Origin of the sequence: Streptomyces sannanensis (assembly GCF_039536205.1) — a bacterium.
In the GTDB taxonomy this organism is placed as follows: Bacteria; Actinomycetota; Actinomycetes; order Streptomycetales; family Streptomycetaceae; genus Streptomyces; species Streptomyces sannanensis.
In genome coordinates this window covers 4,436,802-4,461,423 of the sequence record NZ_BAAAYL010000001.1, presented here as the reverse complement: position 1 = coordinate 4,461,423, position 24,622 = coordinate 4,436,802, and the positions used below count along the sequence as shown (strand labels likewise).

At 71.1% G+C, this 24,622-nt stretch carries 25 protein-coding genes; 10 read left to right on the top strand and 15 right to left on the bottom strand.

Annotation, left to right across the window (positions count from 1 at the left end; genetic code table 11):
- Window positions 1-112: 112 nt before the first annotated feature.
- Complete coding sequence (locus ABD858_RS21170; protein ID WP_345039926.1) at window positions 113-697, bottom strand: suppressor of fused domain protein; 585 nt, start codon at window positions 695-697, stop codon at window positions 113-115.
- Window positions 698-1,120: 423 nt separating this feature from the next.
- Between ABD858_RS21170 and ABD858_RS21165 the strand changes: the two genes are divergently transcribed.
- The 3 genes from ABD858_RS21165 (at window position 1,121) to ABD858_RS21155 (ending at window position 3,193) form a co-directional block, all read left to right on the top strand.
- The gene (locus ABD858_RS21165) at window positions 1,121-2,236 is read left to right on the top strand and encodes a magnesium and cobalt transport protein CorA (RefSeq protein WP_345039923.1); all 1,116 of its coding nucleotides are present in this window, start codon (window positions 1,121-1,123) and stop codon (window positions 2,234-2,236) included.
- Window positions 2,237-2,257: 21 nt separating this feature from the next.
- Window positions 2,258-2,773 carry a hypothetical protein gene (locus ABD858_RS21160; RefSeq protein WP_345039921.1) on the top strand — a complete coding sequence of 172 codons (516 nt, stop codon included), beginning with the start codon at window positions 2,258-2,260 and terminating at the stop codon, window positions 2,771-2,773.
- A gap of 279 nt (window positions 2,774-3,052) precedes the next feature.
- Window positions 3,053-3,193, top strand: a complete 141-nt coding sequence (locus ABD858_RS21155; protein ID WP_345039919.1) for a hypothetical protein — start codon at window positions 3,053-3,055, stop codon at window positions 3,191-3,193.
- Here the strand turns inward: ABD858_RS21155 and ABD858_RS21150 are convergent.
- Window positions 3,166-3,918, bottom strand: a complete 753-nt coding sequence (locus ABD858_RS21150) for a hypothetical protein (protein WP_345039917.1) — start codon at window positions 3,916-3,918, stop codon at window positions 3,166-3,168. The genes ABD858_RS21155 and ABD858_RS21150 overlap by 28 nt on opposite strands.
- Window positions 3,919-4,088: 170 nt before the next feature.
- Between ABD858_RS21150 and ABD858_RS21145 the strand changes: the two genes are divergently transcribed.
- From ABD858_RS21145 to ABD858_RS21135, 3 genes are read left to right on the top strand one after another with little or no spacing between them, the layout of a single operon-like run.
- Window positions 4,089-5,363 carry a magnesium transporter MgtE N-terminal domain-containing protein gene (locus tag ABD858_RS21145; RefSeq protein ID WP_345039915.1) on the top strand — a complete coding sequence of 425 codons (1,275 nt, stop codon included), beginning with the start codon at window positions 4,089-4,091 and terminating at the stop codon, window positions 5,361-5,363.
- Entirely contained in the window at window positions 5,353-5,928 is a 576-nt protein-coding gene (locus tag ABD858_RS21140; protein ID WP_345039914.1) for a DUF1003 domain-containing protein, read from the top strand. The genes ABD858_RS21145 and ABD858_RS21140 overlap by 11 nt, the downstream gene beginning before the upstream one ends.
- Window positions 5,929-5,971: 43 nt before the next feature.
- Entirely contained in the window at window positions 5,972-7,189 is a 1,218-nt protein-coding gene (locus ABD858_RS21135) for an Mrp/NBP35 family ATP-binding protein (protein ID WP_425586233.1), read from the top strand.
- A 70-nt stretch (window positions 7,190-7,259) separates the two neighbouring features.
- Here ABD858_RS21135 and ABD858_RS21130 read toward each other — a convergent pair whose 3' ends face one another.
- The 5 genes from ABD858_RS21130 to sigE form a co-directional block, all read right to left on the bottom strand.
- Window positions 7,260-7,889 carry a hypothetical protein gene (locus tag ABD858_RS21130; protein ID WP_345039912.1) on the bottom strand — a complete coding sequence of 210 codons (630 nt, stop codon included), beginning with the start codon at window positions 7,887-7,889 and terminating at the stop codon, window positions 7,260-7,262.
- Window positions 7,890-7,975: 86 nt separating this feature from the next.
- A complete protein-coding gene (locus ABD858_RS21125) occupies window positions 7,976-8,389 on the bottom strand; it encodes a sec-independent translocase (protein ID WP_345039911.1) in 414 nt (137 codons plus the stop codon).
- 106 nt (window positions 8,390-8,495) lie between these two features.
- Window positions 8,496-10,193 carry a trypsin-like peptidase domain-containing protein gene (locus ABD858_RS21120; RefSeq protein WP_345039909.1) on the bottom strand — a complete coding sequence of 566 codons (1,698 nt, stop codon included), beginning with the start codon at window positions 10,191-10,193 and terminating at the stop codon, window positions 8,496-8,498.
- 60 nt (window positions 10,194-10,253) lie between these two features.
- Window positions 10,254-11,096 carry an anti-sigma factor family protein gene (locus tag ABD858_RS21115; RefSeq protein ID WP_345039907.1) on the bottom strand — a complete coding sequence of 281 codons (843 nt, stop codon included), beginning with the start codon at window positions 11,094-11,096 and terminating at the stop codon, window positions 10,254-10,256.
- Window positions 11,093-11,851, bottom strand: coding sequence for an RNA polymerase sigma factor SigE (gene sigE / locus ABD858_RS21110; RefSeq protein WP_345039905.1), 759 nt, complete (start codon window positions 11,849-11,851; stop codon window positions 11,093-11,095). Before sigE ends, ABD858_RS21115 begins: the two co-directional genes overlap by 4 nt.
- A 129-nt stretch (window positions 11,852-11,980) precedes the next feature.
- Between sigE and ABD858_RS21105 the strand changes: the two genes are divergently transcribed.
- On the top strand, window positions 11,981-12,646 hold the full coding sequence (locus ABD858_RS21105; protein ID WP_345039902.1) for an O-methyltransferase: 666 nt from the start codon (window positions 11,981-11,983) through the stop codon (window positions 12,644-12,646).
- 233 nt (window positions 12,647-12,879) lie between these two features.
- Here ABD858_RS21105 and ABD858_RS21100 read toward each other — a convergent pair whose 3' ends face one another.
- Both ABD858_RS21100 and ABD858_RS21095 read right to left on the bottom strand, forming a co-directional pair.
- Window positions 12,880-14,460, bottom strand: a complete 1,581-nt coding sequence (locus ABD858_RS21100; protein ID WP_345044323.1) for an IS1182 family transposase — start codon at window positions 14,458-14,460, stop codon at window positions 12,880-12,882.
- Window positions 14,461-15,144: 684 nt separating this feature from the next.
- A complete protein-coding gene (locus ABD858_RS21095; protein WP_003966491.1) occupies window positions 15,145-15,312 on the bottom strand; it encodes a DUF3117 domain-containing protein in 168 nt (55 codons plus the stop codon).
- 293 nt (window positions 15,313-15,605) lie between these two features.
- Between ABD858_RS21095 and chcB the strand changes: the two genes are divergently transcribed.
- On the top strand, window positions 15,606-16,397 hold the full coding sequence (gene chcB, locus ABD858_RS21090; RefSeq protein WP_345044741.1) for a 2-cyclohexenylcarbonyl CoA isomerase: 792 nt from the start codon (window positions 15,606-15,608) through the stop codon (window positions 16,395-16,397).
- Between the two features lie 37 nt (window positions 16,398-16,434).
- Here the strand turns inward: chcB and ABD858_RS21085 are convergent, their stop codons facing one another.
- Entirely contained in the window at window positions 16,435-17,019 is a 585-nt protein-coding gene (locus tag ABD858_RS21085; RefSeq protein WP_345039899.1) for a DNA-3-methyladenine glycosylase I, read from the bottom strand.
- Window positions 17,016-17,336: a DivIVA domain-containing protein gene (locus ABD858_RS21080; protein WP_345039897.1), complete on the bottom strand. Its 321-nt coding sequence runs from the start codon at window positions 17,334-17,336 to the stop codon at window positions 17,016-17,018. Before ABD858_RS21080 ends, ABD858_RS21085 begins: the two co-directional genes overlap by 4 nt.
- A gap of 99 nt (window positions 17,337-17,435) precedes the next feature.
- Between ABD858_RS21080 and folP the strand changes: the two genes are divergently transcribed.
- A complete protein-coding gene (folP, locus tag ABD858_RS21075; protein WP_345039895.1) occupies window positions 17,436-18,305 on the top strand; it encodes a dihydropteroate synthase in 870 nt (289 codons plus the stop codon).
- Window positions 18,306-19,396: 1,091 nt separating this feature from the next.
- Here the strand turns inward: folP and ABD858_RS21070 are convergent.
- Window positions 19,397-20,146, bottom strand: a complete 750-nt coding sequence (locus ABD858_RS21070) for an LOG family protein (protein WP_345039892.1) — start codon at window positions 20,144-20,146, stop codon at window positions 19,397-19,399.
- Window positions 20,147-20,215: 69 nt separating this feature from the next.
- A complete protein-coding gene (gene dapE, locus ABD858_RS21065) occupies window positions 20,216-21,295 on the bottom strand; it encodes a succinyl-diaminopimelate desuccinylase (RefSeq protein WP_345039890.1) in 1,080 nt (359 codons plus the stop codon).
- Window positions 21,296-21,367: 72 nt separating this feature from the next.
- On the opposite strand from dapE, the gene ABD858_RS21060 reads away from it, so the two are divergent.
- Window positions 21,368-22,318 carry a VldE C-terminal domain-containing protein gene (locus tag ABD858_RS21060; RefSeq protein ID WP_345039887.1) on the top strand — a complete coding sequence of 317 codons (951 nt, stop codon included), beginning with the start codon at window positions 21,368-21,370 and terminating at the stop codon, window positions 22,316-22,318.
- Window positions 22,319-22,745: 427 nt separating this feature from the next.
- Here the strand turns inward: ABD858_RS21060 and dapC are convergent, their stop codons facing one another.
- Entirely contained in the window at window positions 22,746-23,867 is a 1,122-nt protein-coding gene (gene dapC, locus ABD858_RS21055; protein WP_345039885.1) for a succinyldiaminopimelate transaminase, read from the bottom strand.
- Between the two features lie 329 nt (window positions 23,868-24,196).
- A complete protein-coding gene (gene fdxA, locus ABD858_RS21050; RefSeq protein WP_004926152.1) occupies window positions 24,197-24,514 on the bottom strand; it encodes a ferredoxin in 318 nt (105 codons plus the stop codon).
- Between the last annotated feature and the right edge of the window lie 108 nt (window positions 24,515-24,622).

Here is a 24,622-nt window from a genome sequence, read left to right as displayed (position 1 = left end):
GGTCAACGGTCCTACCCGTCAGCCGCGACGTCAAGGACGATCACCCGTCTGGACGTCGACGGCGTTCCGGCAACCGGCACGTTTCGGTCCCGAGTCCGGTCCAGCCCGAGTTTCAGTCCAGCGTCACGGACCCGCGCAGCGGATCACGCAGGTCCGTGCCGTGCGTCAGCCAGCGCTCCTGGAGCGCCTGGGCACCGTGCACCCGCTTCCAGGCCGCCTCGTTGGGTGTCATCGGCAGCAGCGGCAGGAACCGCACCGGGTCCATGAGTTCGTCCAGCTCCAGGTCCGCCACCAGACCGCCCGGCTCGGCGACCAGTACGGAGCTGAACGGTGCACCGGGCCACAACGGTTCACCGAGGTCGAGGGAGGCTCCGGGGGCCACGATCACTCCCTCCACCTGCGGCGAGGAGGCGAGTACGGCCAGCGGGCGCAGCACCTTGTCCGTGTCGGCCGGCCCGGTCCGCACCGAGAGCACCAGTTCGGCGCGCGGGCCGCGCACCGGGTCGGCCATCAGGTCCTTCGGGTCGTTCATCGGCTGCCCGGACATGCCGAGGGTGGCGTACCGGACGACGTCCCCGTCGATGAAGCGCAGCACCTCGATCCGGTCCGCACCGAGAAAGGTCACCGCGGCGCGCGCGTCGGGCTCGCCCAGTGCCGTACGCAACCGGGCATCGACCAGAGCAAGAACTTCTCCCATGGAGTGAGCATAGAAGGCTTAACGAACGGGCAAAGTAAGGGTTTGGCCTTCAGTCGGCTGATAGGCTCGGCCACTGGTCGGGGCAGTACGCCATCGGACACCTCCCAGAAGTAGCCGGGGGGCACTTCCGGCTCCGGCGACAGGACATCCCCCACGGGGGACCGGCCGGAGGAGGTGGGGCTGCGATGGATCGAAGTCGATCGTGCAGTACCACCCGCTCTTCCGCGCATCACCAGCGCTCCCTGTGCTTCCAGTGATCCAAGGCCACTGACGGCCCATGGCATCTCGCACGACGGAAGAGCACCTCGCATTGCCTCACCCGTGTCTGTAGCGAACGCCGTCACCGCGCTCTGAGCTGTGTCTACGCCCGTGTTCCGGGCTGCGCCACGCCGCACCGACGGCCCCTCCGCGAAGGAGTACGCCATGTCGATGATCCGTGACCTGCGTGCAGCCGTGCGCCCGTCGCTGCGCAAGAGCAACACGCCGTACAACGACTACAACACCACGCGCGACCCCTCGGCGAGCAGCGCCGTCGTCGACTGCGCCGTCTACCGCGACGGCGTGCGGATGCCGGACCTCGTCTCCCTCACCCCGCGTGAGGCCATGCGCCGGGTCCATGAGGGCGGCGGCTTCGCCTGGATCGGGCTGCACGAGCCGACCGAGGCCGAATTCGCGGGTATCGCCGCGGAGTTCGGGCTGCACCCGCTGGCCGTGGAGGACGCGGTGCACGCGCACCAGCGGCCCAAGCTGGAGCGCTACGACGACACGCTGTTCACAGTCTTCAAGACCATCCACTACGTCGAGCACGCCGAACTCACCGCGACGAGCGAGGTCGTCGAGACCGGCGAGGTCATGTGCTTCACCGGGCCCGACTTCGTCATCACCGTCCGGCACGGCGGCCAGGGCTCCCTGCGAGCCCTGCGCAAGCGTCTCCAGGACGACCCCGAGCTGCTCGCCAAAGGGCCTTCGGCCGTTCTGCACGCCATCGCCGACCAGGTCGTCGACGGCTATCTCGCGGTCGCCGACGCCGTGCAGGACGACATCGACGAGGTCGAGATCGAGGTCTTCTCCGCGCCCGCGAAGGGCAGCCCTCGCGGTATCGACGCCGGGCGGATCTACCAGCTCAAGCGTGAGGTGCTGGAGTTCAAGCGGGCCGTGATGCCGCTGCTGCGGCCGATGCAGCTGCTCAGCGAGCGGCCGATGCGGCTGGTCGACCCGGACATCCAGAAGTACTTCCGGGACGTCGCCGACCACCTCGCCCGGGTGCAGGAGCAGGTCGTCGGCTTCGACGAACTGCTCAACTCGATCCTCCAGGCGAACATGGCGCAGGCGACCGTCGCGCAGAACGAGGACATGCGCAAGATCACGTCCTGGGCGGCGATCGTCGCCGTGCCGACGGCGGTCTGCGGGATCTACGGCATGAACTTCGACCACATGCCGGAGCTGCACTGGAGGTACGGCTATCCGATGGTGCTCTGCGGCATCGTCGCGGTCTGCCTCACCATCCACCGCACGTTGAAGCGGAACGGCTGGCTCTGAGCCGACGGCTATCGTGTGGGCATGACGCTGACGTTGCTCGAGCAGGCCCTCGTCGAGGAGGCCACCAAGAAGTCCGGCCTCATCTGGGTGCGGGGCGCCACCGGCCCGGCCCGGGCGCTCTGGCACGTCTGGCACGACGGCGCCGCGTACGTCGTCGGCGACGGTCCCGGGGAGCAGTCGCTGATCGGGCTCACCCACGGCGGGACCGCCGAGGTGACCGTGCGCAGCAAGGACAAGGGCGGCAGGATCGTCGCCTGGACGGCCTCCGTCACCATGATCACACCGCGCACGGACCAGTGGCAGGAAGCCATCGGTGAGCTCAAGGGCAAGCGGCTCAACGCCCCGGACGGCGAGCGGATGACCGAGCGTTGGGCTCAGGAGTGCAGGCTGCTCCGTCTCGAGCCGCGGGGACAGGTCGGCGAGATGCCCTCCGGGTCGCTGGCGGCCGCGCCGGTGCCGTCGCCGGCGGTCACGCGCCGGCCGATTCCCGCGGCGCTGCCGCGGCTGCTGCTGAAGCGCCGCCGCGCGAAGGGCTGACGCGCGAGGCGGTGACGCTCCATGTGGGGGCGCGGCGCGCCTGGGGCACCTCCGGCTCGAACGCCGCACGGGCCGGCTCTTATCCCTACTCCACCCGGTTGAGCCGGAGTGTCCGTCCTCGATCTCCCCCAGCTACCTCCCCCAGCTACCGCTGGGGGCGCCCCCAGGGGTGCCCCCAGGGGTGCTCCCAGGGGTGCTCCCAGGACGGGCTGCATTCCGGGGCACCGCGTCGGGCGGCCCCGGAGGGGGTGCGTCTGTGCGTATGCGGCAATCCGGCAGATGCGCAATACGGGGTGGTGCCCATGGCGGCTGCTGCTCGCCGAGGCGCCGGCCCACGCCGATCCGGCGGAGGCCAAGGCCCTGGCTCAGGAGGGCGTGGAGATCGCCGCATCTCAGGTCTTCGGGAGCTCACCGCCGTAGTCGACCGTGGCGGCCTTGGACGGGGCCGTCAGCGGGAAGTCCGTGTCCCAGTCGGTGAGCTGGAGCTCGCCCGCTCCGCCCGCGCGCCGGAAGCGCAGCGGGTAGGGCACACCGTCGAGCGAGACGTCCAGCGCCCCGCCCTGCGCCTTCTCGCCGCCCGTGATCCTGATCGTACGGAACCCGGCCACCTTCGCCCGGTCTCCCTTGGACAGCTTGCCGTGCAGTCCGAGTATCCCGTCCAGCAGGACGTCCTTGTCGGTGAAGCCGCGCAGCTGCTGGTACACGGGGTCGCCGGACGGCACCTTCACGTACTTGTCGTCGAGCTTGCCGGCGGCGGACTCGCTGTCCTCGTCGTTCTCATGGATCCAGAAGCCCGCGTCGGCCTTCATGTACAGCTCGTCGCCGATGCGCAGCAGCTCGAAGGTGCTGTCCTTGGACGTGACGGAGCCGCTTCCGCCGTCGTCCTTCAGCCGCATGTCGATCGTGTACGAAGCGCCCTTGCTGACCAGCGTCCCGGACAGCCGGACCGCGTCCGCGCCCTCGGCCGCCTTGCGCGCCTTGGCCTCGATCGCCTCGGCCGACAGCTTGCCCACGCCGTTCGTCCCCTTGTCCGGGTCGGCCTTCTCCCCGCATCCCGTGAGCGCCACGGCCAGCCCCGCACAGAGGGCGACGGCGGAAACGGCCCGGCGACGACGTCGGGAACGGGCCCGGGGGAAAGGGGTCACCTGCGCACTGCCTCTCGTACGGACGTCGGTGTCGGCAGACCGCAGCGTAACCGAGCCGTCTACGCCACTCGGCAGAGAGCCGGACGGACGCCTCACTCGGGCGTACCGGACCGGTACGGGCTAGCCTGAAGCTCACAAACAGGGCTTTTCCGGCAAAGGAGGCGCTCACCATGCCGGCAGGCGCCCCCCGTATCTTCGTCTCGCACCTCGCCGGAGTCGCCGTCTTCGACCCCAACGGCGACCAGGTGGGCCGGGTCCGCGATCTCGTCGCCATGCTCCGGGTCGGCCGCCGCCCGCCGCGGCTGCTCGGCATGGTCGTCGAGGTGCTCAGCCGACGCCATATCTTCCTGCCGATGACCCGCGTGACCGGCGTCTCGTCCGGCCAGGTCATCACCACGGGCGTGGTCAACATGCGCCGCTTCGAGCAGCGCCCCACCGAACGCCTGGTCCTCGGCGAGCTGCTGGACCGCCGGGTGAAGCTGGTGGAGACCGGCGACGAGGTCACCGTCCTGGATGTCGCGATCCACCAGTTGCAGTCCCGCCGCGACTGGGAGATCGACAAGGTCTTCGTACGCCGGGGAAAGGGCGGAGTGCTGGGACGCAGGGGCGAGACACTGACCGTCGAGTGGTCCGCCGTCACCGGCTTCTCGCTGCAGGAGGAGGGGCAGGGAGCGGAGAGCCTGCTGGCCACCTTCGAACAGCTGCGCGCGGCCGACCTCGCCCATGTCCTGCACAACCTCTCCCCCAAGCGGCGCGCCGAGGTGGCCGCCGCCCTCCACGACGACCGGCTCGCGGACGTCCTGGAGGAGCTGCCGGAGGACGACCAGGTGGAGATCCTCGGCAAGCTGAAGGACGAGCGGGCCGCGGACGTCCTGGAGGCGATGGACCCGGACGACGCCGCCGACCTGCTCTCGGAGCTGCCGGAGGAGGACAAGGAACGGCTGCTGACGCTGATGAGGCCGGACGAGGCGGCCGACGTGCGTCGGCTGATGTCGTACGAGGAACGCACCGCGGGCGGTCTGATGACGACCGAGCCGATCGTGATGCGGCCCGACGCGACGGTCGCGGACGCGCTGGCCCGTGTACGGCAGCACGAGCTGTCCCCCGCGCTGGCGGCGCAGGTGTATGTGTGCCGGCCTCCCGACGAGACGCCCACCGGCAAGTACCTGGGCACGGCACACTTCCAGCGGCTGCTGCGCGAGCCGCCGTTCACGCTGGTCAGCTCGGTCGTCGACAACGATCTGCCGCCGTTGGCGCCGGACGCCTCGCTACCCGCCATGACCAGCTATCTCGCCGCGTACAACCTGGTCGCCGTCCCGATCGTGGACGAGAGCGGCTCCTTGCTCGGCGCCGTGACCGTGGACGACGTGCTCGACCACCTCCTGCCCGAGGACTGGCGCGAGGCGGACTTCCCCGGGATGGAAGGGGCCGCGCATGCCCACTGAGCGGACCGAGCGCGTCCAGGAGCGCCCCTCGGCGCGGGTCCGGCTGGATGTGCCGAGGGCGCCGCGCCGCAAATGGGTGCCCGAATGGGACCCGGAGGCGTTCGGCAAGCTCTCGGAGCGGATCGCGCGTTTCCTCGGCACGGGACGGTTCATCGTCTGGATGACCCTGACGATCATCATCTGGATCCTCTGGAACACCGTCCTGCCGCACCGGCTGCGCTTCGACCAGTTCCCGTTCATCTTTCTGACGCTGGCCCTGTCGCTCCAGGCCTCGTACGCCGCCCCGCTGATCCTTCTCGCGCAGAACCGCCAGGACGACCGGGACCGGGTCAATCTCGAGCAGGACCGCAAACAGAACGAGCGCTCCATCGCCGACACCGAATACCTCACCCGGGAGGTCGCGGCGCTGCGCATGGGACTCGGCGAGGTCGCCACCCGCGACTGGATCCGCTCCGAGATCGAGGATCTGATCAGGGAGCTGGACGAGCGCCGGCCCGTATTCCCGTCCGAGGGCGGTCACGGGAGTTCCGAGGGCGGTCACGGGAGTGACGAAGGCGACCGCTGAGACGGCTTTCCGGGGGGCCCCTTACGCGCCGTACCATCGGGTCATGGCTACCGACACTCCCCCAGAGCCTTCGGCCTGGGAGGTGCCCCCATCCGGGCTGAACCAGAACGAATCGGGAACGAGCGCTGCCCCCGGCGAAGACGCGGTGCGCGAAGCGCTGGCGACGGTGAACGACCCCGAGATCAACCGGCCGATCACCGACCTCGGCATGGTCAAATCGGTCGAGATCGGCTCGGACGGTGCGGTCTCCGTCGTTGTCTACCTCACGGTCTCCGGCTGCCCCATGCGCGAGACCATCACCAAGCGCGTCAGCGAGGCAGTCGAGCGGGTCGAGGGCGTCACCCGCGTCGAGGTCTCCCTGGACGTCATGAGCGACGAGCAGCGCCGCGAGCTCGCGGCCTCGCTGCGCGGTGGCCAGGCCGAGCGCGAGGTGCCGTTCGCCAGGCCCGGCTCGCTGACCAGGGTGTACGCCGTTGCCTCCGGCAAGGGCGGAGTCGGCAAGTCCTCCGTCACGGTCAACCTCGCGGCCGCGATGGCCCGGGACGGTCTGAAGGTCGGCGTCGTCGACGCGGACATCTACGGCCACAGCGTGCCCCGCATGCTGGGCGTCGACGGCAGGCCCACCCAGGTCGAGAACATGATCATGCCGCCCCAGGCGAACGGCGTGAAGGTCATCTCGATCGGCATGTTCACCCCGGGCAACGCGCCCGTGGTGTGGCGCGGCCCGATGCTGCACCGCGCGCTCCAGCAGTTCCTCGCCGACGTGTACTGGGGCGACCTGGACGTGCTCCTCCTCGACCTGCCACCGGGCACCGGCGACATCGCGATCTCCGTCGCCCAGCTGGTGCCGAACGCCGAGATCCTGGTCGTCACCACCCCGCAGCAGGCCGCCGCCGAGGTCGCCGAGCGGGCCGGCTCCATCGCCGTCCAGACTCACCAGAAGATCGTCGGCGTCGTCGAGAACATGTCCGGCATGCCGTGCCCGCACTGCGACGAAATGGTCGACGTCTTCGGCACGGGCGGCGGACAGCGTGTCGCGGACGGGCTGACCAGGACCACGGGCGCCGAGGTGCCGGTGCTCGGCTCCATCCCGATCGACGTACGGCTGCGGGAGGGCGGCGACGAGGGCAAGCCCGTCGTCATCACCGACCCCGACTCCCCCGCCGGCTCCGCCCTGCGTGCCATCGCCGGCAAGCTGGGCAACCGTCAGCGCGGCCTGTCGGGCATGTCGCTGGGCATCACCCCGCGCAACAAGTTCTGACGACCACTCGGCGAAAGGGCGGCCCCTGGAAACCGCCACCAGGGGCCGCCCTTTCCCGTACGCGCGTCCGTCACCCGTACGCGGTGATGTCCTGGATCACCGAGAAGCCCAGCCCGTACGCGCTCAGGCCGCGCCCGTACGCCCCGATGTGCACCCCCGCCCGCGTCGACCCGGCCAGCACCCAGCCGAACTCGGACTCGAGGTAGTGGAACGTGGTCGGCACGCCGTCGACCGGCAGCGACAGGGTCGACCAGTCCGGTCCGTCCAGATCATCGGCCAGTTCCCATGCGGCCTCGGTCTGCTGGTCCAGCCACTCGCTGCGCAGGGCGTGGTCGAGCCCCTCGGGCCAGGTACTGGAGAGCAGCCCCGTAGCGGCCAGCCAGGCGGCGGACGAGACCGTGGTGGCCTCCAGCGTGCCCGTACCGTCACCGCTGCGCTGTTCCGGGCTGGCAGCGACGGTCACGACGACCACGAAACGCTCACGCTCCTGGGTGCCGTCGGGCCGTATCGTCGGCTCGTCGCCGTGACCCGTGGAACCGTGCTGGACCGTACCGTCCGCCGCCATGCCGACCTGCATCAGCCGACGCGGTCCGGTGAACGCCTCGTCCAGCCCGTACCAGGGGAAGGTCGCGCTCAGATAGCCGTCGGCCGCCGCCCACCGTGCCGCGGGCACCGCCTCCGCCCGACTCGTGCTCTCCATCTGGCCGGCCGCCTCCTCGATCCATAGGTCGCACAGGACCTATGGAGAATAGCCACCCGGATCCGCCTCCCCCGGACTCCGGCGGATCAGGTGGCGTCGGAGTCGAACGGCGGGCGCTCACCCGGAGCGGGCTGGTCGCGCTTCGTCAGCAGGTCGGAGCCACCGGAGGGGGCCGGGCTCGGCGTGCCGTTCACCGAGTCGGCGACCTCCGACAGCTCCTTGCGGAGGTCCAGGCTGCTGCGGATCTCCTTCAGGTCCTCGTTCTCCGTGAGCTGCTTCCGGATGAAGGTCTTCGGATTGAGGTCCTCGAACTCGAAGTCCTTGAACTCGGGTCCGAGCTCGGTACGGATGTCGTGCTTGGCGCTCTCCGAGAAGTCGCGGACCTTGCGGATGAAGCGCGAGACGTCCTGGATGACCTTCGGCAGCTTGTCCGGGCCGAAGATGAGTACGGCGAGGACCACGAGCGTCACCAGCTCGAGTGCGCCTATGTCATTGAACACCTGCTGCTCCTTGTGTTCCCCGCGGACTCCGCGGCCGGACGGACGGGCGCCGGCCCCGCACCACGGTACCCGGCGAATATGTCCCCGCGGTACCTTCACATGGCCGTCAGGTGCCGTCCGACGAACCGAGAGTCAGCGTCAGCGTCCGCACCTTGCCGCCACGCTCCACCGTGAGCTCCAGCCGGTCGCCCGGGCGATGCGCGCGGATCTTGACGATCAGCTCCTCGCCGTTGTGCACCCGCTGCCCGTCCACCTTGGTGATCACATCGCCCGGGGCGATGCCCGCCTTCGCGGCCGGGCCGCCGCGCGTCACCGGCGGCTTGCCCTCGGCGCCCTCGGTGCCCACGCGCGCGCCGTCACCCGTGAACTTCATGTCGAGGGTGACACCGATCACCGGGTGGGTGGCCTTGCCGGTGCTGATCAGTTCCTCGGCGACCCGCTTGCCCTGGTTGATGGGGATCGCGAAACCGAGGCCGATACTGCCGCCCTGGCCGCCGCCGTCCAGGCCCGAGCCGGTGTCCGCGGCACGGATGGCGCTGTTGATGCCGATGACGCGGGCCTTGGAGTCCACCAGCGGTCCGCCGGAGTTGCCGGGGTTGATCGGCGCGTCCGTCTGCAGTGCGTCGACATAGCTGACGTCGCTGCCGTCGCCCTTCTCGCCACCCGCGGTGATCGGACGCTGCTTGGCGCTGATGATGCCGGACGTCACGGTGTTCTGGAGGTCGAACGGCGCGCCGATGGCCACGACGGGGTCGCCGACCCGGACGTTGTCGGAGTTTCCGAGCGGCAGCGGCTTCAGCCCCGACACGCCCTTGACCTTGACCACGGCCAGGTCGTAGCCGCTGTCCTTGCCGACGAGCTCGGCCCGTGCGGTCTCGCCGCTGCTGAAAGTAACCGTTATGTCCCCGTTCGAGCCGGCCGGGTCGACGACGTGGTTGTTGGTCAGGATGTGGCCCTGCGTGTCGAGCACGAAGCCGGTTCCGGTGCCCTGCTCGCCGCTGCCGCTGACGTGCAGCGTCACCACACTGGGCAGGGCGCTGGCGGCGATCCCGGCCACGCTGTCGGGCGCCCGGCCGGTGCTCTCCCGGCCCGCCTGCGGCAGCTCGACCTCGGTGACACCTCCGTTGCGCTCGATGTACGCGCCCACGCCGCCGCCGATACCGCCCGCGACGAGGGCGAGCAGCACCGCGCCGAGCAGCAGCGCGCCGCGCCGCCGCTTGGGTGCGGCACCGGTGTCGGGCTGTGTCAGCGGCAGCTGCTGCCCGGGCGCGGCCCAGGGGTCGTAATGCATCCACGGCGACACCTGGGGCGCCGCCGGAACCTGCATCGGGGCCTGCGGCGGCACCGGTCGCTGCACGGGCGGCGCGAGCGCCCAGGGCCCGGGCTTGCCGTAGGGCGGCGTGCTGTAGGGGTCCGGATCGTGCAGGGGCCGTGCGTCGCCCTCCCGTCCGGGCAGGGTGCCGGTGACGGGATCAGTGGCCGGATCGGCGTGCGGCGACTCCATCTGCGGCACCACCGGAGCCGTGACAGCCACGGACTCGTCACCCGGGTCCGGTGCCGGAAGAGAGTCCACGTGCGGCGGCACCGGGGGCGCGCTGTCCGGGGCCGCGGACGGGTTCGCCTGCGGCTGGGCGGGCACGGCGGCCTGCGCGGTCGGCATCACGGCATGGACGGCCGGTGCGGGTGGGGCCAGGGGGTAGGCGTCGGGGGTGTCCGTGGGCGGGAGCTCCGTCTCGCCCGCGGCGTGGTGGGCCGGCCGGCTCCACCACTTCGGCTTCGGCCCGGTGGGCTTCCCCTCGTCCATGCTCTCCCCGCAACGTGCCCGCGTGCCCCGCCGGGCACCTCTCCCTGGATTCAACCAGGTTCAGCGCATGGGCGGGAGCTGCTGCGAACTCGGCCGCGAAAGGGACACCCGCTCGGACGGGGCCACTCCCACGGGCCGTACCAGCGACGGCGTCACCGAGGGGGTGAGCAGCGAAGCGGAGTACGGGCGGACCAGCTGCGGTCCCTGCACCGTCCCCGCCGCCGCGAGCACGCCGTACGACGGGCTCGGCGCGGGCGATACGGCCGGCACGGCCGGGGCCGTCCGGTCGCCGAGGCCGGTGACCGGAACGCTCGTCGAGCCGCGGCGGCGGTTGCTCTCCGTGCCGGTGCCGGCGCTCGGGACGGACGACGTTCCGGCGCCGGCGCGCATCGGGGCGCCCTTGCCCTTGGCGGCGATCTCGACCGGCCCGTTCACCGGCAGCGACGCGCCCAGCGCGATCGCGGCGAAGGAGACCGCGCTCGCCGCGGCGAACGCGAACCTGCGGCCGCGCCGTCCGGACCGCTCCGTGTCCGGCCGGCCGACCTCGTGGATCCGGAAGCCGCGGTCGGCGGACCCGTCCGGCAGGACGGAACTCACCGGGAAGACGCCGCCGGTGAGGCGCCCCCCGCCGAATGGTCCGCCGGTGCCGTCGTCGTCACCTCCCGGGCCCGCCGGAAGCCCCTGGAGGCGTGCGAGAAGTCCTTCGGAGGGCGCCGGCGGAGCGCTCTGCGCGAAGACGTTCTTGAGTCGCCGCTGAGCGTCGGCCTCGGCCTTGCACTTGGGGCAGGTGGCCAGGTGCGACAGTACGCGCTCGCGGTGGTCATGGCTCAGCTCGCCGTCCACCAGGGCGGCGAGCCGGTCCCCCAGATGCTGCTCCGCGGGGGTCGGGCCAGTACTGCTCACGCCGTTCCGACCTCCCCGGCGACCATCGCTCCGGCGAACGCGCGCTGCTCGGCCCGGGCCTCGGGCGAGCGGTGCTGAAGGGCCTTGCGCAGATGCGACCGGCCGCGGTGGATGCGGCTGCGCACGGTGCCGAGCTTCACGCCCAGCGTCGCGGCGATCTCCTCGTACGACAGCCCCTCGATGTCGCACAGCACGACGGCGGCACGGAACTCGGGCGCGAGCGTGTCCAGCGCGTGCTGCACATCCGCGTCGAAGTGCGTGTCGTGGAAGGCCTGCTGCGGGGACGGCTCACGGCTGGGCAGCCGCTCGGCCGCGTCGTCGCCGAGCGCGTCGAAGCGGATCCGCTGCTTACGACGGACCGTGTCCAGAAAGAGGTTGGTGGTGATGCGGTGCAGCCACCCCTCGAACGTGCCCGGCGTGTACGACGACAGCGAGCGGAAGACCCGCACGAAGACCTCCTGGGTGAGGTCCTCCGCGTCGTGCTGGTTGCCGGTCAGGCGGTACGCGAGTCGGTAGACCCGGCCGCTGTGCGTGCTGACGATCTCCTCCCAGCTGGGGGGAGTCCACGCCCCCGCATCCGATGCGAAGGTCGCGGTAGTCACGGAGTCGGACGGGCGGGAACGGTCAGCAATGTAGGTCACGGATTTCGGCTCGCCGGCCGATCTGAAGAAGCGTCTGAACGCTCCTCCCCGATCACCGGCCGCAGCCGCACCTCCCCTGTCGGCTCTGGTGGTGTCCAGTGGAGCCCCTACCATAGCCACCTCGCCCGTTAGTTCCGGATAAGAATCTTTACGAGTATTTGGAGAACGCTGTCCACGTCTCCCACGGCTTCTCAACGCGCAGTCCCATCTGCGGGTTCCCCTGCGCAGCGGATACAGTCACCGTTGCGCCAACCAAGGGGACAGGAGAGGGCCATTACCGCCAACCGGCAGACGAACTGGGCGTTCGCCGACGCCTTTGTCGCCGAGGACGATGCCCTGCTCTGGGCCCGCGACCGGGCCTTGGAGGCAGGAGTGCCCTCGGTGTCCCCGGGGACCGGCGCCGCACTGCGACTGCTCTCGGCCTCCACGGACGCCAAGGCGGTGGCCGAGATCGGTACCGGGACAGGGGTCTCGGGGATCTATCTGCTCCAGGGCATGCGCCCCGACGGGGTGCTCACCACCGTCGACCCGGAGCCCGCCCGCCAGCAGTTCGCCAGGCAGGCCTTCCGCGCCGCCGGGTTCGCCGGGAACCGGGCGCGTTTCATCCCCGGCCGCGCCCTCGACGTACTGCCGCGGCTCGCGGACGGCGGATACGACCTCGTCTTCTGCGACGGCGACCGGCTGGAGTGCCTGGACTACCTCGCTGAATCGTTGCGGCTGCTGCGACCAGGGGGTCTTGTCTGCTTCGAGGGCGTCTTCGCGGACGGCCGCACGGTCGACTCCGGGGTCCAGGCGGCGGAGGTGGTGACCCTGCGGGAACTGCTGCGCACGGTCCGGGAGCGCCGGGACCTGGCGGAGTCGCTGCTGCCGGTGGGCGACGGGCTGCTCTGCGCGGTACGGCGCGGCTAGGGCGTGTTTCGAAAGTAGCGTCGTCCGCCCGGAGGGCGGGGTCGGGGGCGTCTGGTGCGTGCGATCGCAAGGCGGAGGGAGGAGAGCGCAGCGGGCTGCGCCGACGACCGACAACGCGGCGAGCGTGCGTGCCGGGCGTTCCCGACCAGGCGGGACTTTCGAAACACGCCCTAGAAGACTCATGAAGATCTTGTTGAGGGGCTGTCCGGCCGGAGGCCGGGCGGCCCTTCTGGTCATCCGGTGGCCGGGGCGAGGTGCCAGGTGTCGCCGGTGCGGGTGAGTCCGAGGTTGATCAGTCGGCGGAGGTTGAGGGCGGCGGCTCGGGTGTGGAGCCAGGTGTCGTTGGCGATGGTTCCGCGGTAGCGGAGTTTGCGGTTGCCGTGGTGGACGAGCCAGGCGACGGCGCGTTCGACCGGTGGTCTCCAGCGGCGGTAGTCGGCTTGCCAGTCGGGGTCGGTAGCGGCCTGGCGGCGGGCGGCTGCGAGCAGGTCGTGGTGTGGGCGGATGGTCAGGATGCGGCCGGCCTTGGCCTTGGTGCACCGCTCGCGCAGGGGACATCCGGCGCACAGTTTCCCGAAGGCCGCCTTGCGCTGGTGGTGCTGTCCGCCGGGGTCTGACAGGGGGACCGTGTGTCCAGCGGGGCAGGTCACCGTGGCGGCGGCGGTGTCGATGGCGAAGTCGTCCAGGGTGAAGCCGCCGGGGACGGCCGCCCGTAGCGGGGCGGGCTTGAGGAACAGCCGGTGCCCTGCGTCTTCGAGGGCCTGGCGGGCATCGCCGGTGGAGTAGGCGGTGTCGCCGAAGGCGTCCACCGGCCCGTCCTCCTCGGCGAGAAGGTCCAGGCCGACGGTGGCCTCGTGGTGCTCTGGGCCACTGCCGGGCCGCAGGGCGACGGCGGTGTATAACCCGGTCTCGGGCTCGATGGCCAGGTGGGCCTTGAAGCCGTCTTGCTGGTGGGTGCGGGTTTTGTGGATGTGCCGGGCCTCGGGGTCGACGGTGGAGACCATCCGGTCCTGCGCGGTGCCACGGGTGATGCGCCAGCGCCCGTCGCGGCCGTCGGAGTCCTCGGCGGGTTCGACGTCTTGCCCGGCGACCAGGGCCAGGATGCCGACGGCATTCGCGGCCTTCTCGCCCAGCTCCTGCTCGGGCAGATGCCCGAGCAGCCTGAGCGCGTCACTGACCAGGGCATCAACAAGCGTGGCGCGGGCCTGCTCGTCATTCCAGGCGATCCTTGGTTTGCCCGGGTCGCTGTAGTCATGCGCGGTGCACTGCACGGCTGCCACCTCAGCGGCCCCGGGGACCTCGCGAATTACCGCGCGGACGGCGGCGATGATCTGGGTGACGGTGTCCTGGGTGGCGACCGCATCGTCCAGCACCGTGGAGTCCAGCGCCCGCCGGTGCTTGCCCTTGAGGACACCGGTGGCCTTCACCACCTCGCGCACCGTCTCGAAGACACGGTTCGGCCGCACCGAGCGGGCCAGCCGGCGCCGGAAGTAGGCCAGCAGCGACGGATCGAACGCCATGTCGTGCAGGCCCAGCCCGCACGCGGCCTTCCACCTCAGGTCACACCGCAACTCCTGGACCGTCTCGAAGTCCGACAGCCCGTTAAGGGCCTGCAGCGTGATCGCCGCGGCCAGGATCTGCGGCGGCATGCTCGGCCGCCCGTTCGCCGACGGGTACATGTCCTCGAACGTCTCCGCCGGGAACAGCGCGCCGCGATGCTCGGCCAGGAACGCGAACACACTGCCTGCCGGGATCAACTCCCGGCAGGTCTCCCACACATCCGGCCCGACCGTCTCCCCGGCCCATTCCCCCATCACCACGAGAAAGAGTCTGGCCCCGCCGCTCACGCGGCGGGGCCAGAACCCAAGATCTTCATGAGTCTTCTAGGCACCGTCAGGGGGCGGCATCCGGTGCGTGCGATCGCACGGCGGCCGAAGACCCTCGTAGCAGCGCTCCTTGGGTTTTCGGCCAACGCAGCGAGCGTGCGTGCCCGGGGGCACCCTGGGGGCAGCCCCAGAGGTAGCTGGGGAACGCCGCGACGTTGCCGGGAGGGGCACCAGGCCCTGTCCGGTCGATCAGGCCGGATCAGCGAGGGCCCGCCGCGGAGCGGCTGATGCCCCGTGGTGCCGTGCGTCGCAAGGCGGAGGAGGGCCCGCCGCGCAGCGGCTGGTGTCCACGCATGCGGTGGGGGCACCTCTGGGGGCACCCCCAGAGGAAGCCGGGGGACATCGGCGACCGACGACAACGATGGGGGCACCTCCCGTGCCCGAAGGGCTACGGGGGAGAGGCGCGGTGCCCGGGGGCGCCCTGGGGGCACCCCCGGGGTAGCTGGGGGAGGTGGTTGGTGGAGATAGCTGGGGGAGCGTCGCGAACCCGGCATGATCGGCCGGACAGGACCTCAAGACCGTGGCACGGCCGAAATGCCACTGCCCCGGCCGTGCGTACACATCTGCGTGCGTACGCCGCCGGGGCAGTGAAACGTATGAACGGTCGCGGTCCTAGCCGACGACCTTCTTCAGAGCGTCGCCGAGGGCGTCGGCCTCGTCCGGAGTCAGCTCGACGACAAGCCGACCGCCGCCTTCGAGCGGAACGCGCATGACGATGCCCCGCCCCTCCTTGGTCACCTCGAGCGGGCCGTCGCCCGTCCGCGGCTTCATGGCCGCCATGCTCGTCCCCTTCCTGAAACCAGCTCATCGCAGCCGACAACCCAGGTGTCACCGGCATCGAACACATTGCTTCCAGGCCATTATCCCGCATGGCAGGACCCGATGACCAACATCAGTCGGCATCGCTTGGGCAACGCGCTTTCGCAAAACCTCTCAATTCGGCGATCGTCCTGCGATACTGCGCCACCGCATACCGATCACCACAACACGATTCTTTGACGCAGGTCACATGTTCACGGTCGATGATCTCCGCCATGCTGGGCGCGACGACGACCGTACTGGAGAGGACCACCATGGCCGACACCGTGCTCTACGAGGTGACCGCGGGGCTCGCGACGATCACGATCAACCGCCCCGAGGCCATGAACGCGATGAACATCGAGGCCAAGGTCGCCCTGCGGGACGCCCTGCGGTCCGCGGCCGCCGACCCCGCGGTGCGGGCCGTCCTGCTCACCGCCGCCGGGGAGAAGGCCTTCTGCGTGGGCCAGGACCTGAAGGAGCACGTCGAGCTCCTGAACGGCTCGGACGGTGACGTGATGAGCACCGTGCGCGAGCACTACAACCCCATCCTGCGCGCCATCACCGAGATGCCCAAGCCCGTAGTGGCCGCCGTGAACGGCGTCGCCGCCGGCGCGGGCGCGGGCTTCGCCTTCGCCGCGGACTACCGGATCGTCGCGGACACCGCCAAGTTCACGACGGCCTTCGCGGGCGTCGCGCTCACCGCCGACTCCGGCGTCTCCTGGACCCTGCCGCGCCTGATCGGCCAGAGCCGCGCCGCCGACCTGCTGCTCTTCCCGCGTTCCGTGACCGCGCAGGAGGCGCACGAACTGGGTATCGCGAACAAGGTCGTCCCGGCGGCGGACCTGGCCGCCGAGGCGGCCGCGGTGGCCCGCACCCTGGCGGACGGGCCGACCCTGGCCTACGCGGCGATCAAGGAGTCGCTGGCATACGGCGCGGGCCACTCCCTCTCCGAGGCGCTGGAGAAGGAGGACGAACTCCAGTCGAAGGCGGGCGCCTCCGAGGACCACAGGATCGCGGTGCAGGCCTTCCTGGCCAAGGAGAAGCCGAAGTACGTGGGCCGCTGAGGCTCCGCCCCGGACCCCCGCAACGCCCCGGACGGGCTCAGTTCGAGCCCGTCCGGGCCACGCAGTCCTTCAGGTGGTCGTCGACCAGGCCGCACGCCTGCATCAGGGCGTACGCGGTCGTGGGCCCTATGAAGCGCAGTCCGCGCTTCTTCAGCGCCTTGGACAGCGCGGTGGACTCCGGCGTCACCGCCGGGACGTCGGCGGTCGTCAGAGGCGCCGGGCGGCCCGGATCCGGCGCGTACGACCAGATCAGCTCGTCGAGCTCGCCCTCGGCCCACTCCGCGAGGACCCGCGCGTTGGCGAGGGTCGCCTCGATCTTCGCGCGGTTGCGGATGATGCCCTCGTCCGCGAGCAGCCGCTCCGCGTCCGCGTCCGTGAACGCCGCCACGGACGCGATCCGGAAGCCGTCGAAGGCACTGCGGAAGCCCTCCCTGCGGCGCAGGATCGTCAGCCAGGACAGCCCCGACTGGAACGCCTCCAGGCACAGGCGCTCGTACAGCGCGTCGTCACCGTGGAGCGGCCGGCCCCATTCGGTGTCGTGGTACGTCACATAGTCCTCGGTGGACAGACCCCAGGGGCAGCGCAGCCGCCCGTCGGGGCCGGGCACGGCTCCCCCACTCACGACTCCTCCTCCTGGTTCCGCTCCGGCGCCCCGGCCAGGGCCGCCTCCAGCTCGGCGATCCGGGCGTCCCGCTCCGCCAGCTCGGCGCCCAGCCTGCTCAGCACATCGTCCACTTCCTCCATGCGGTAGCCGCGCGGGGCGACCGGCAGCCGCAGCGCGTCGATGTCCGCGCGGCCGACCGGACGGGTCACCGGCAGCGCGTCCACGAGCCGCTCGGGTTCGGCGTCGGGGAGCACAGCGTCCTCACCGCCCCCCACCACGGCGAGCGTCACGGCGGCGACCACCACGACCATCGCGATCAGCAAGAACCAGAACACGAGCCTCTCCCCGGCAGGTGGAAACTGTTGGCTCCGATCGTGCCATGCGCCGACGGCGGTTAAGGTCGCAGGCGACCTAGTACGAGGAGGAAACAGGGGATGCGTAGCCCGCTGCGGCTGGGACGACGTGAGTTCGGCCCGCACGAGCCAGTGATCATGGCGATCGTGAACCGGACCCCGGACTCCTTCTACGACCAGGGTGCGACCTTCCGCGACGAACCGGCCCTCCACCGCGTCGAGCAGGCGGTGTCGGAGGGGGCCGCCATCATCGACATCGGTGGGGTCAAGGCCGGTCCCGGGGAGGAGGTGACGGCCGAGGAGGAGGCACGCCGCACGGTCGGTTTCGTCGCCGAGGTACGCAAGCGGTACCCGGACGTGGTGATCAGCGTCGACACCTGGCGGCACGAGGTCGGCGAGGCGGTCTGCGAGGCGGGCGCGGATCTGCTGAACGACGCGTGGGGCGGGGTCGACCCGAAGCTGGCCGAGGTCGCCGCGCGCCACGGCGCGGGTCTGGTGTGCACGCACGCGGGCGGCTTCGAGCCGCGGACCCGGCCGCACCGGGTCGAGTACGAGGATGTGATGGCGGACATCCTCGAGGTGACGCTGGGCCTGGCCGAGCGGGCCGTGGAACTCGGCGTCCGCCGCGACGGCATCCTCATCGATCCGGGCCACGACTTCGGGAAGAACACCCGGCACAGCCTGGAGGCGACCCGTCGACTCGGTGAGATGGCCGACACGGGCTGGCCGGTGCTGGTCTCCCTCTCCAACAAGGACTTCGTCGGGGAGACGCTGGACCGACCGGTCAAGGAGCGCGTGATCGGCACGCTCGCGACGACCGCGGTCTCGGCGTGGCTCGGCGCGCAGGTCTACCGCGTGCACGAGGTCGCGGAGACGCGCCAGGTGCTGGACATGGTGGCGTCCATCGCCGGCCACCGCGAGCCTGTGGTGGCCCGCCGCGGTCTGGCGTAGCGCCGCCGAGGTCGCTGCCGGTCCGGGGCTGCTGCTGTTGCCGGCTGAGCTGGGGTCGCTCCCGTTGCCGAGTGCGGCCGGCGGCGGTTGCTGCCGTTGCCGAGTGCGGCTCCGGGGTGCTGCCGCTCCGGGTTGCTGCCGTTGCCGGGTGCGCTGGGGTCGCTGCCGTTGCCGAGTGCGGCCGGCGGCGGTTGCTGCCGCTGCCGAGTGCGGCTCCGGGGTGCTGCCGCTCCGGGTTGCTGCCGCTGCCGGGTGCGCTGGGGTCGCTGCCGTTGCCGAGTGCGGCCGGCGGCGGTTACTGCCGCTGCCGAGTGCGGCTCCGGGGTGCTGCCGCTCCGGGTTGCTGCCGCTGCCGGGTGCGCTGGGGTCGCTGCCGTTGCCGGGTGCGGCCGGCGGCGGTTACTGCCGTTGCCGAGTGCGGCTCCGGGGTGCTGCCGCTCCGGGTTGCTGCCGCTGCCGGCTGAGCTGGGGTCGCTGCCGTTGCCGAGTGCGGCCGGCGGCGGTTGCTGCCGTTGCCGAGTGCGGCTCCGGGGGGCTGCCGCTCCGGGTGCCGCTCCGGGGGTGCTGTCCGGGCCGGGCATGCTGTGTTTTTCGGGGCGTGACGGCTGCGCCGCGGGCCCCGGCCCCCATACTCCGCGCGGTCTCGTGGTCCGTTGAGTTGACCGGCACGGTCGCGCGTCACACATCACGTTTTACGGCCCGGAAAGCACCCCCCTGCGCGACCCCTTCGGCGGTGCTGCCCGGTTGTGGGCAGTACCGGACCGTGGGCCCGTACCCGAACAAGCCCGTCCTGGGGGCACCTCTGGAGGCACCCCCAGCGGTAGCTGGGGGAGCCTGAGCACGGACACATCGGCCACGTGCGCGGAGAACGGCAACCCCGGGCCCGGACAGCACCCCCTGCAGTACTGGACCGTCGGCCCGTACCCGAACAAGCCCGTCCTGGGGGCACCTCTGGAGGCACCCCCAGCGGTAGCTGGGGGAGCCTGAGCACGGACACACCGGCCACGTGCGCGGAGAACGGCAACCCCGGGCCCGGACAGCACCCCCTGCGCGGCGGGCCTACGACGTACTCCCGCCGCCCCCGGCACCGGTCAGCGAGCGACCTCCTTCGAGACCAGGGAGACCGCCTCTTCCACGTCGTCCGTGACGTGGAAGAGCAGCAGATCGTGCTGCGACGCCTTCCCCTGCCCGACCACCGTGGTACGCAGCCAGTCCACCAGCCCGCCCCAGTACTCCGTGCCGAAGAGCACGATCGGGAAGCGGGTCACCTTGCGCGTCTGCACCAGGGTGAGCGCCTCGAACAGCTCGTCCAGGGTGCCGAAGCCGCCCGGGAGCACCACGAAGCCCTGCGCGTACTTCACGAACATCGTCTTGCGGACGAAGAAGTAGCGGAAGTTCACGCCGATGTCGACGTGCGGATTGAGCCCCTGCTCGAAGGGCAGCTCGATGCCCAGGCCGACCGAGATGCCCTTCGACTCCCGAGCGCCCTTGTTCGCGGCCTCCATCGCGCCCGGGCCGCCGCCCGTGATCACCGCGAAGCCCGCCTCGGCCAGTGCCCTGCCGAGGCGTACGCCCGCGTCGTACTCGGGCGAGCCGGGCCGGGTACGGGCCGAGCCGAAGACGCTGATCGCGCTGGGCAGTTCGGCGAGTGCGCCGAAGCCCTCCACGAATTCCGACTGGATGCGCATGACCCGCCACGGGTCGGTGTGCACCCAGTCCGAGTCTCCCTTGACGTCCAGCAGCCGCTGGTCGGTGGTGGTGGGCTGCACCTGGCCCCTGCGGCGCAGCACCGGGCCGATCTGCTGCTCCTCCGGGGCCCGCTCGCCTTCTGGAATGCCCATTCCTGCTCCCTTCCGCTGACGAACGTTGCTAGGTCAGCGTAGGGCGACGAACGTTACGAATATCGAAATTCAGGCAGTCAGCCAGGCGTGCAGCCGCTTCTCGGCGTCAATGATCTTCGATGTCTGCACCCGCTCGTCCCGCTTGTGCGCGAGCAGCGGGTCGCCGGGACCGTAGTTGACCGCCGGCACGCCCAGCGCGCTGAAGCGGGAGACGTCCGTCCAGCCGAACTTGGGCCGCGCCCTGCCGCCGACCGCCTCCATGAACGCGGCCGCGGCGGGATGCGAGAGTCCGGGCAGGGCGCCCGGCGAGTGGTCGTCGACGACGAACTCGGTGATCCCGCAGTCCGCGAAGACCTCGCGGACATGGGCCAGCGCGTCCTCCTCGGTGCGGTCCGGCGCATAACGGAAGTTGACCGTGACCGTGCACTCGTCGGGGATGACGTTGGTGGCGACGCCGCCCTCGATCCGTACGGCGTTCAGGCCCTCGTGGAACTCCAGCCCGTCGATGACGGGCCGGCGCGGCTCGTACGCGGCCAGCCGCTCCAGGATCGGCGCGGCGGCGTGGATGGCGTTGGAGCCCATCCAGCTGCGGGCGGAGTGCGCCCGCTCACCGGTCGTACGCAGCAGAACGCGCAGCGTGCCCTGGCAGCCGCCCTCCACCTCGCCGTCCGACGGCTCCAGCAGGACGGCGAAGTCGCCCCGCAGCCAGTCGGGACGGGCCTCGGCCACATGCCCGAGGCCGTTGAGGTCCGCGGCGACCTCTTCGTTGTCGTAGAAGACGAAGGTGAGATCGCGGTTGGGCTCGGAGACGGTCGCCGCGAGACGCAGCTGCACGGCGACGCCGGACTTCATGTCGCAGGTGCCGCAGCCCCACAGCACGCCGTCCTCCTCGAGCCGGGACGGGACGTTGTCGGCGATCGGCACGGTGTCGATATGGCCGGCGAGGATGACGCGCTCGGGGCGCCCCAGGTTCGTACGGGCCACGACGTTGTTGCCGTGCCGGTCCACGGTGAGGTGCGGCAGCTCGCGCAGGGCCCGCTCGATGGCGTCGGCGAGGGCCTTCTCCTCCCCGCTCTCCGAGCGGAAGTCGACGAGCTGCGCGGTGAGTGCCGCGGCGTCCAGGGTCAGATCGATCGAGGTGTCGGCCATACTCCGACCCTAGCGAACCGTAGGGGGGCGGACCCCCTCGGTCCGTCATCCGGGCTCCAGTACGGTGTGGTCGTGTCCCAGCCCTCCGCCTCCCCCCACCGCGGCCGCTTCTTCCGCATAGCCGCCGCGTTCACCGTGCTGCTGGCGCTCGCCGGATACCTGGCCGTGCAGTACATCACCAGCCGCCCCGGCGCGCCGCGCTGCATCGTGCGGCCCCCCGAGGGCGACGGGGAGGAGTACCGGCTCAGCCAGGAACAGGCCGCCAACGCGGCGACGATCTCCGCCGTCGGCACCACCCGGGGCATGCCGGAGCGCGCGGTGACCATCGCGCTGGCGACCGCGCTCCAGGAGTCGGCACTGCGCAACATCAGTCACGGCGACCGGGACTCGCTCGGCCTCTTCCAGCAGCGCCCTTCCCAGGGCTGGGGAACTCCGGAGCAGATCATGGATCCGGTGTACTCGGCGGGAAAGTTCTATGAACATCTCGCCAAGGTGCCGGGCTATTCGCGGCTGCCGCTGACCGAGGCCGCGCAGCGCGTACAGCGCAGTGGTTACCCGCAGGCGTACGCCAAGCACGAGCCGGACGCCGCGCTGCTGGCCGGCGCCCTGACCGGCCGCGCGCCTGCCTCCCTCACCTGCGTCGCGAGGCCCGGCGGGGGCCCAGGCGACCCGGCGAAGGTGCGGGCCGGACTGATGGGGGCCTTCGGCCGGGATGTGCTGCCCGCCGCGCCCTCGGGCGGCGCCGAGGCAGGCCTCGCGGGCGGCACCGCGTCCGCCCCCTCCCGGGACATGACCGTCCCGGTGCCGGCGAGGGCCGCGGCGCAGCGGGGTTCCGGCAGCCAGGAGCAGCACGGCTGGGAGCTGGCGCACTGGGCGGTGGCCCATGCGGACGCCCTGCGCATCGACGAGGTCGCCTACGCGGGCAAGGTGTGGAGCGCGGCCGACTCCGTGGAAGGCTGGCGTGCGGCGCCCAAGAGCGCCGCACGGAGCAAGGACGAGGTTCGCATAACGGTCGCCGACTAGTGACCGGAAAGGTTTGGCGGGAAGCTCGCGACGTCCGGTGCGGTGCATCGCAAGGCGGAGCATCGCAGCTCGTACTCGGCCGTACTCGCGCGATGCGACAACGCTGGGGGCACCTCCCGTGCCCGAAGGGCTACGGGGGAGAGGTGCCGTGCCGGGCGCCGCGAGCCGGTGAACCTTCCCGGTCACAGCACTAGCTAGTGCCGCGACCGGCAACGTCTGCCCGTCGAGGAGCGGCGTCCGGTGCGTGCGATCGCAAGGCGGCCCCTCGTAGCAGCGTCGGCAGGGCCGGGCGGACGGCGGCCGACGACCTGCCCGTTGGTGCGGTGGAAACCGGCCTGCTGCCGCTCGGCTGAGGGTCCGCAGGACGTGGAAGGGGGCCCGGAGAGCATCGGCTCGCCAGGCCCCCTTCACGCGTACCTCAAGCCCCTCAGGCGAGGCGTTCGACCGCCGCCTCGACCCGCTCGTCCGTGGCGGTGAACGCGACACGGACGAACCGCTCGCCCGCCGGTCCGTAGAAGTCACCGGGCGCGACCAGGATGCCCAGCTCCGCCAGATGCGCCACCGTCTCCCAGCACGGCTCGTCGCGGGTGGCCCACAGATAGAGGCTGGCCTCGCTGTGCTCGATCCGGAATCCGTGCCCCAGCAGCGCGTCCCGCAGCGCGGTACGCCGTGCCGCGTACCGGGCACGCTGTACCGCGACATGCTCGTCGTCGCCGAGCGCGGCAACCGTCGCGGCCTGCACCGGGGCCGGGGTCATCATGCCGCCGTGCTTGCGGATCTGGAGCAGCTCACCGAGCACGGCGTCGTCGCCCGCGAGGAACGCGGAGCGGTAGCCGGCCAGGTTGGAGCGCTTGGACAGCGAGTGGACGGAGACGATGCCCTCGTACGTGCCGCCGCACACGTCCGGGTGCAGGACGGAGACCGGCTCGGCCTCCCAGCCCAGCTCCAGGTAGCACTCGTCGCTGAAGACGAGGATCCCGTGCTCGCGTGCCCAGGCGACGGCTCGGATCAGCTCGTCCTTGGTCAGCACGCGCCCGGTCGGGTTGGACGGGGAGTTCAGCCAGAGCAGCTTCAGCCCGGCCGGGTCCAGCTCGGTCCCCGCGGTGTCAGCCGCAAAAAATGTCTCAGTGTCGTAGACGACCGGCTCCGCGCCGCAGAGCCTCGCGCCGACCTCGTACGTCGGGTACGCGAGCCGCGGGTAGGCAATCTTGTCGCCCGCGCCGAGCCCCAGCTGCGTCGGGAGCCAGGCCACCAGCTCCTTCGAACCGACCACGGGCAGCACATTGCGGTGGCCGAGCCCGCGCGCGCCGAGCCGGCGCTCGCACCAGCCGGTGATCGCGTCGCGCAGCTCCGCCGTTCCCCACACCGTCGGATAGCCGGGCGAGTCCGCGGCCGCCACCAGGGCCTTCTGGATCAGCGCCGGCACCGGATCGACCGGAGTGCCGACGGACAGGTCGACGATGCCGTCCGGATGGGCGGCCGCCGTCGCCTTGTACGGCTCGAGCTTGTCCCAGGGGAAGACGGGCAGGCGCGAGGAGACTGCGCTCACGGGGTGCTCACTTTCTCGTACGTACGTACCTGAGCGGCCCGGCAAACGCCTCGGTCCCGCACGGCGTCAGGGCCGTGCGGGACCGAGGCGGCGCATGCGCGGAGCCGCTTGTTACCAGTGCCGCGACCGGCAACGTCTGTCCGTCGAGGAGCGGCCTCCGGTGCGTGCGATCGCAAGGCGGCCGAAGACCCTCGTAGCAGCGCTATTCGGGTTTTCGGCCAACGCAGCGAGCGTGCGTGCCTGGGGCACCCCTGGGGGCACCCCCAGCGGTAGCTGGGGGAGGTAGCTCGGGGAACGCCGCGACGGGGCAGACATTGCCGGGAGGGGCACTATGCCTGCGGCGGGAGCGCGGCGATGAAGGGGTGGTCGCGCTCGATCAGGCCGAGCTTCGACGCGCCGCCGGGGGAGCCGAGCTCGTCGAAGAACTCGACGTTCGCCTTGTAGTAGTCCTTCCACTCCTCCGGAGTGTCGTCCTCGTAGAAGATCGCCTCGACCGGGCAGACCGGTTCACAGGCACCACAGTCGACGCATTCGTCCGGGTGGATGTACAAGGACCGCTGGCCCTCGTAGATGCAGTCGACCGGGCACTCCTCGATGCACGCCTTGTCCTTCACGTCGACACAAGGCTGCGCGATGACGTAGGTCACGCTGTCGTTCCTCCTCGATAGGGCGCTGGCGGGCCTCCTCAGGCTCCGCCGCCTGGCGCGCGGGAGCGCGGCGTCGTCGATGCCCGGGATCTAGTATCTCCGTTCCTG